We start from the raw sequence: 5,863 nt of genomic DNA on the forward strand, positions 1-5,863 counted from the left end.
CCTTAATTGTCCGAATTAGTACAACACCCACAGGGTAGATCGGCAGCGGACGGCCGGGTTCGTGCTGTGCGTCTTCCGCTGTGTCTTTGGGCAGCATGATCAGGAAGTACATTGGATTGCGCAAGTCGAGACCATCCCGAGCGTTGGGTTGTCAAGAGGAGCACTCGGCCAGCAGGGCCAAGGTGCTTTTGGACGCCGTTGCAGCACGTAGTGCGATGATAGTAAGTTTTTTCGGGCATAGAAAAATCTCACGGAGGATGCATCCGCGGGACCGCTTTGGCGGAAGAAGACGGGCAAATGCGCCTAGCTCAAATAAGATAATGTTTCATACGCGCTCACATATCAGTTAACCGTTTTAATCTTATCGAAATGCTTGCCCCTTAAGGTTAGCCTCTTTGTTGGGGTATGTGGGAATGCAAGTAACTGGGCCATTTGTACCAAATTCGAAGAACAGGTCACATATACTAAATACTGTCGCGTTATGCGGGGCCATCGCCGTGTTCGTCGGCTTGAGCAGTTGGCTTTTACCCATAGCGATTGCAAAGCTGTTTGGCGCTGCGATCGTTCTGGATCAGAGTCTCAGCGCAGCACTTCTACTTAACATCGCACTAATACTGCTTATTTGGCGAGGATCCCATGTGCTCTCCCGGCAAACTAAGGTCGCGGATGACGCACAACGCGAAGTCGAAATCGTCGCAGTCAAGGATTACGCAACAGGTCTTTTGAACCGTCCCGGCATTGCTGAAAAAATTGAACAGAAATTGCAGTATGGTGAAAATCTCTCTTTGATAAACTTGGACTTGGACAATTTCAAAAAGATCAATGACCTTTATGGGCACCAGGCAGGTGACGAGTTGCTTATGGCAGTGGCTGAGCGGCTACTTCTTGTAACACCGGCCAGCTCGGCATGCGCGCGTCTTGGCGGCGACGAATTTGCGATCTTGCTTTTTGGAAAGGCAGCTAAACGAAAAACCGCGCTCGCGATCGCCAAACAAATACAGAATGCCCTCGCAGAACCGGTGGAGATTGGAGGAGGCATAACAACGGTCAGCGCATCGATTGGTATATACGTGCAAGTTGAGGGTAGCTCCAGCATCGCAGATGTGTTCCGGCGAAGCGATATCGCAATGTATCAAGCGAAAAAAGCTGGAGGCGAACGTATTTCCTGCTTCGAAGATATCATGGAAGCCGAAGTGCAGAAACGCTACAAAATGGAAGCCGAAATCAGAGAGGGCATTCCCGAAGGGGAGTTTGTCCCATTCTATCAACCGCAATATGGAATTCGAGGCTCCAATCTTTTGGGATTTGAAGTGCTGGCCCGATGGAATCATCCCGACGGAATGTTGATAGAACCGATAGAATTTATATCGTTAGCAGAGAGCACTGGATTGATCTCGCCGCTATCGTTTTCGGTTATGCGGCAGGCATTGATCGACGCCAAGGACTGGGATCATTCACTAACTTTAGCGGTGAATATTTCACCTGTACAGTTGAGTGATCCAAGCCTTGATAAGCAGATTATGAAACTTCTGGTTGAAACTGGTTTCCCGCCGCAACGATTGGAACTGGAGATTACCGAAAGCAGTCTTCTTGAAGATACCCCGCTCGTACTTAGCACGATTACGAGCCTGAAGGCATTGGGCATAAGAATATCATTGGACGATTTCGGCACGGGATATTCATCCATGACACAGTTGAAGGCCTTCCCGTTCGATCGCATTAAAATTGACCGTAGTTTCGTTTTCTCAATGCTCGACAATGAGGAAAGCGCCGCAATCGTTAACTCGATTGCCTCTCTTGCGGCGTCGCTCAATGTGCCGATCACGGCAGAAGGGATCGAGTCTGACGAAATGAGGGCCTATCTTGACAATATGGGATGCTCCGATGGACAAGGCTGGCTCTATGGCCGGCCAATATCCAAGGATGAGCTCATAAAATTGCTCCCGCAGATCGCGTTGTCGGCTGGCAATAATAACATTCAAAATGTAAAAGCAGCTATTGAACCAGATTCGGCTCAAAATAATCTCGAAAACGAGCAGAGAATCTCCAACAAAGCTTCCAGATAGTCCCCATCCGCGACGGAACAATGATTGAATCGGCCTTTGATCGGTATGATTTAGCTGAGTGTGACAAATTTAAAGTCCGTGATCGGGTATTGCCGTCACAACGCTATTGTCTGTTAAGAGAACGCAATGCCGTCGATCGACATTCGCCGCCCCTAGGTCCGCTATTGCTTCGTGGCCAGCTCACAGCAGACCGTCGCAAACCCACCCAGTTGCGGTCATCTCCGCGGTGATTAGCTAACGTCCGCTATCGAGACAAAGCCGCCATAACGCCAGCGACGGCATTGGGATGCGCCAATTTCTCACGCTTCGCCAAAAAAGTAGAAAATTTGAATCGGCGGGAAACTCGGTGGGTGATAGTGCTGTGGGATATTTGGGCAAGCCACCCTCGCTTGCGCTCGGGAGTTTTTCGGATGACAATCCGCCGGATTGTCATTTTATCCGAAAAACTGGAGCGGGCGAAGAGATTCGAACTCTCGACCCCAACCTTGGCAAGGTTGTGCTCTACCCCTGAGCTACGCCCGCTCGGCGGCTGTGACATGGGTGTCGTCAACAGCAGATTGAGGCGCGCGGTTAGCATGGGTTTTTATACCCCGCAAGCCCCAATCCTCCTCTCCCTGGCAGCAAAAGCAAAAATATGCTTGGCATTGCCGCGTCGCACCCCACATAAAGCCCACAAGTTGAACGATTTGGGCGCGAGACCGGGCATTGGCCCCGCGCTATGACAGGAGCATGATGTGGCAACAGCAGGACTGACAGTTGAAGAACAAAAAGCGGTAGAGGTCTTCCAGCGGGAGGTCGTGACACCAAGCATGGACAAGCTCGTCATCCTTGATTTCTGGGCGGAATGGTGCGGGCCATGCAAGGCGCTGACCCCGCTGCTGGAGAAGGTCGCGGCGCAATATGCCGACCGCGGCGTGGTGCTGGCCAAGATCAATGTCGACGAAAACAAGTTTATCGCCGCGCAGTTCCAGGTTCAGTCAATCCCGACCGTCTATGCGATATTCCAGGGCAAGCCGGTTGCCGATCTGACCAGCGCACGCTCCGAAAGCCAGCTGACTGGTGCGCTCGACCAGCTGCTCGAGAAGCTGCCGGTTGGCGGCGGAGCCGAACCCGAACAGGATATCGCGCCGCTGCTCGCCATGGGCGAAGAAGCGCTAGCTGGCGGTGATGCCGAGCGCGCCGCCGGAATATTCGCGCAAATTGCCGAAATGGCCCCCGACAATGCCGAGGCCGTCGGCGGGCTGATTCGCGCACTGGTTGCGGCCGATCATCTGGAGCAGGCGGAAGCAGCGCTGAACGGATTGCCGGAGGAGCTGCGCAGCGACCCCGCGATCGAACGCGCACAGACAACCCTGCAACTGGCCAAGGACAAGCCTGACGCGGGCGCGCTGGAAGCACTGGAGGCCGCCGTTGCGGCCAACAGCAAGGACCATCAGGCACGATTCGACCTCGCCGGCGCGCTGATTGCGACAGGCGACCATGACCATGCGGCGGAGCATCTGCTGACGATTATCGCCGCCGACAAAGACTGGAACGACGGTGCGGCGCGGCTGAAATTGCTCTCGCTGTTCGAAATGGTCGGTCTGGAAGACGAATGGGTCGCCGCTACTCGTCGCAAGCTCAGCGCCGTGCTCTTCGGATGACCGAAAGCAAACGACTCTCTATCTTCCCGCTGTCGGGCGCATTGCTGTTTCCCGGCATGCATCTCCCGCTGCACATATTCGAGGAACGCTATCGCGCCCTGATCAATGACGCGATGGCTCGTGACCGGCAGATCGGGATGATCCAGCCCAAGGAAGAGGGCGAGCGCCCTGCCCTGTTCGATATCGGATGTCTTGGCAAGATCATCGATATCGAGGCGCTGGATGACGGCCGTTTCAACGTCGTGCTGGAAGGCGTGGCACGATTCCGGATCATCGAGGAAATCGACGCGTCAACCGCATTCCGGCAGGTGCAAGCCGAGATTGAAGACGATCAGGAAAGCGACGAAGTTCTGGCCAGCGCCGAGCGTGCCGCGCTGGAAATTGAATCACGCAAATTTGCCGACTTGCAAGGCTATCAGGTCGACTGGGACAGCATCGGCCGGCTCGACGACATGGCATTTGTCAACGGTATCGCGCAGATCGCACCCTTTGATGCGGCGTCGAAACAGGCTTTGCTCGAAATCGACGGCCTTGCCAACCGCGCAGAGCTGATCATCCAGCTGCTGCAATTTTTCGGACGGCAGGATGGTGACGACGACCGGGTCACGTTACAGTGAGCGATGAAAAGCGGGCGATAGACCGTGAGTTGCTGGACATTCTGGTTTGCCCGATGACCCGGACCCGGCTGGTCCATGATGTCGAAGCGGAGGAACTGATCAGCGAAGCGGCGGGCCTGGCCTATCCTATACAGGACGGCATTCCGGTCATGCTGGTCGAAGAAGCACGCAAATTATAATATCGTGTTCAAATGTCGGATGCGGCGGCGCGGATGCCAGCCGAATCCGCTTCGGACACTGACCTTCCGGGCGGATCATCCTCAGCTAGGCTGACCAAGGTGATGAATATCGCCAGCGTCACGGCGGCGGCAATCGAACCCCGCATCATAAAATTCCAGCGGATTTGCCGCCATCAAGGATATCAATTCCGGGTCGACCACAGTCTGGGAGAGAGTCGATCGACCCGGATTCGATTGTTGAAGGAAGCAACTCGGCTATGATCGCTTCCCTATAGGCCGGCTTGAAAATCCATCGGAGCGAGGACATATTGACCAGAATATTCGCGTCGCTTAACCAACGGACGTTCACCAGGGCAGGCATGAATCCAGGGGGACCGGAACCATCGTGCCGCCATTCCGAACAATCCATTGTCGAGGATTTTCAGCCGGACAATGTAAAATATGAGCCGGTCGGGCCAGGTTCTCGAGTTTCAACCCGTGTCACCGGTCAAAATGGGAGTAACAGGCTGAACTTAAAGCCAGCAACCCATCGAAAACCCATCAATATCCGCACGGTATTTGGGACTTTTCGTAACTTCGTGTATCGGTAACATCTGGATTAACCCTATCATATCGGGGCGAAAAATGTTTTGCGGGGACCGACCAGACGGAGATTGTAAAACTCCTGGCCGATCTTTTTTGCTAAATGGACGTCCCTGATTTATGATCATGCCATGACCAGAGTGCTTTGCGATGATCTGAACGAGAATGAAAAAGCGGCGCTGCGCCTGCTTTTGCAGGGTCACGATGCCAAAACCGCTGCCCAGGCAGTCGGGGTTACGCCCAATATCATCAACGAACGATTGCGGTCGGCGCGACAGAAATTGCAGGTCACGAGCAGCAAGGCGGCGGCGCGGATGCTGGCTGATCTCGAGGGAACCGCTCCCAAATTCTTTGTGCCCAACGAAATTGGGATTGTCCCGACACCCAAAACCGACGCAATTTATCCCTTGCCTGGACAACAGGCAGCGTCACCGGACCGGGACAGGGTCAGGGAAATGCAAACGACTTATGAGTCCTATGCCACTTTCTCCAGCCCGCTCCTGTCGGTGCCGTTCCGCAGGCAGGGAGAAACGGGTAATGATCTAAGCAAAGGGGCACGAATCTGGGCGATCGCCGACCTTTCGGTTAAACTCGCCTTTGCATTTGCCTTTGTCTGTCTTGCAGCGATGCTTGTGAGCAGGTTGATCAACCCGAACTGATCTCTGTAATTTTTGGTCGCTAATAGACGCCGGTGTCATCCGGCGTCCGGAGAGTCACATGTTGAACCAACGTATAGAAGCCGCACGTCCCATTGCGAAAAAAATCAATGAGGTCGA

At 54.0% G+C, this 5,863-nt stretch carries 6 protein-coding genes and 1 tRNA gene; 5 read left to right on the plus strand and 2 right to left on the minus strand.

Annotation, left to right across the window (positions count from 1 at the left end; translation table 11 throughout):
• Positions 1-497: 497 nt before the first annotated feature.
• Positions 498-2,066, plus strand: a complete 1,569-nt coding sequence (locus tag WBM93_RS08080) for a putative bifunctional diguanylate cyclase/phosphodiesterase (RefSeq protein ID WP_424430623.1) — start codon at positions 498-500, stop codon at positions 2,064-2,066.
• Between the two features lie 447 nt (positions 2,067-2,513).
• On the opposite strand, the gene WBM93_RS08085 is transcribed toward WBM93_RS08080, so the two are convergent.
• Positions 2,514-2,588 (minus strand) — tRNA-Gly (locus WBM93_RS08085).
• A 212-nt stretch (positions 2,589-2,800) separates the two neighbouring features.
• On the opposite strand from WBM93_RS08085, the gene WBM93_RS08090 reads away from it, so the two are divergent.
• From WBM93_RS08090 to WBM93_RS08100, 3 genes are read left to right on the plus strand one after another with little or no spacing between them, the layout of a single operon-like run.
• A complete protein-coding gene (locus tag WBM93_RS08090) occupies positions 2,801-3,709 on the plus strand; it encodes a tetratricopeptide repeat protein (protein ID WP_424430626.1) in 909 nt (302 codons plus the stop codon).
• Positions 3,706-4,326, plus strand: coding sequence for an LON peptidase substrate-binding domain-containing protein (locus tag WBM93_RS08095; RefSeq protein ID WP_424430629.1), 621 nt, complete (start codon positions 3,706-3,708; stop codon positions 4,324-4,326). Before WBM93_RS08090 ends, WBM93_RS08095 begins: the two co-directional genes overlap by 4 nt.
• Complete coding sequence (locus WBM93_RS08100) at positions 4,323-4,505, plus strand: Trm112 family protein (protein ID WP_424430632.1); 183 nt, start codon at positions 4,323-4,325, stop codon at positions 4,503-4,505. The genes WBM93_RS08095 and WBM93_RS08100 overlap by 4 nt, the downstream gene beginning before the upstream one ends.
• An 8-nt stretch (positions 4,506-4,513) precedes the next feature.
• On the opposite strand, the gene WBM93_RS08105 is transcribed toward WBM93_RS08100, so the two are convergent.
• Entirely contained in the window at positions 4,514-4,654 is a 141-nt protein-coding gene (locus WBM93_RS08105; RefSeq protein WP_424430635.1) for a hypothetical protein, read from the minus strand.
• Between the two features lie 564 nt (positions 4,655-5,218).
• On the opposite strand from WBM93_RS08105, the gene WBM93_RS08110 reads away from it, so the two are divergent.
• Positions 5,219-5,746, plus strand: coding sequence for a helix-turn-helix transcriptional regulator (locus WBM93_RS08110; protein WP_424430638.1), 528 nt, complete (start codon positions 5,219-5,221; stop codon positions 5,744-5,746).
• Positions 5,747-5,863: the final 117 nt, after the last annotated feature.

Source organism: Parasphingorhabdus sp., from assembly GCF_049667325.1.
Lineage (GTDB): Bacteria > Pseudomonadota > Alphaproteobacteria > Sphingomonadales > Sphingomonadaceae > Parasphingorhabdus.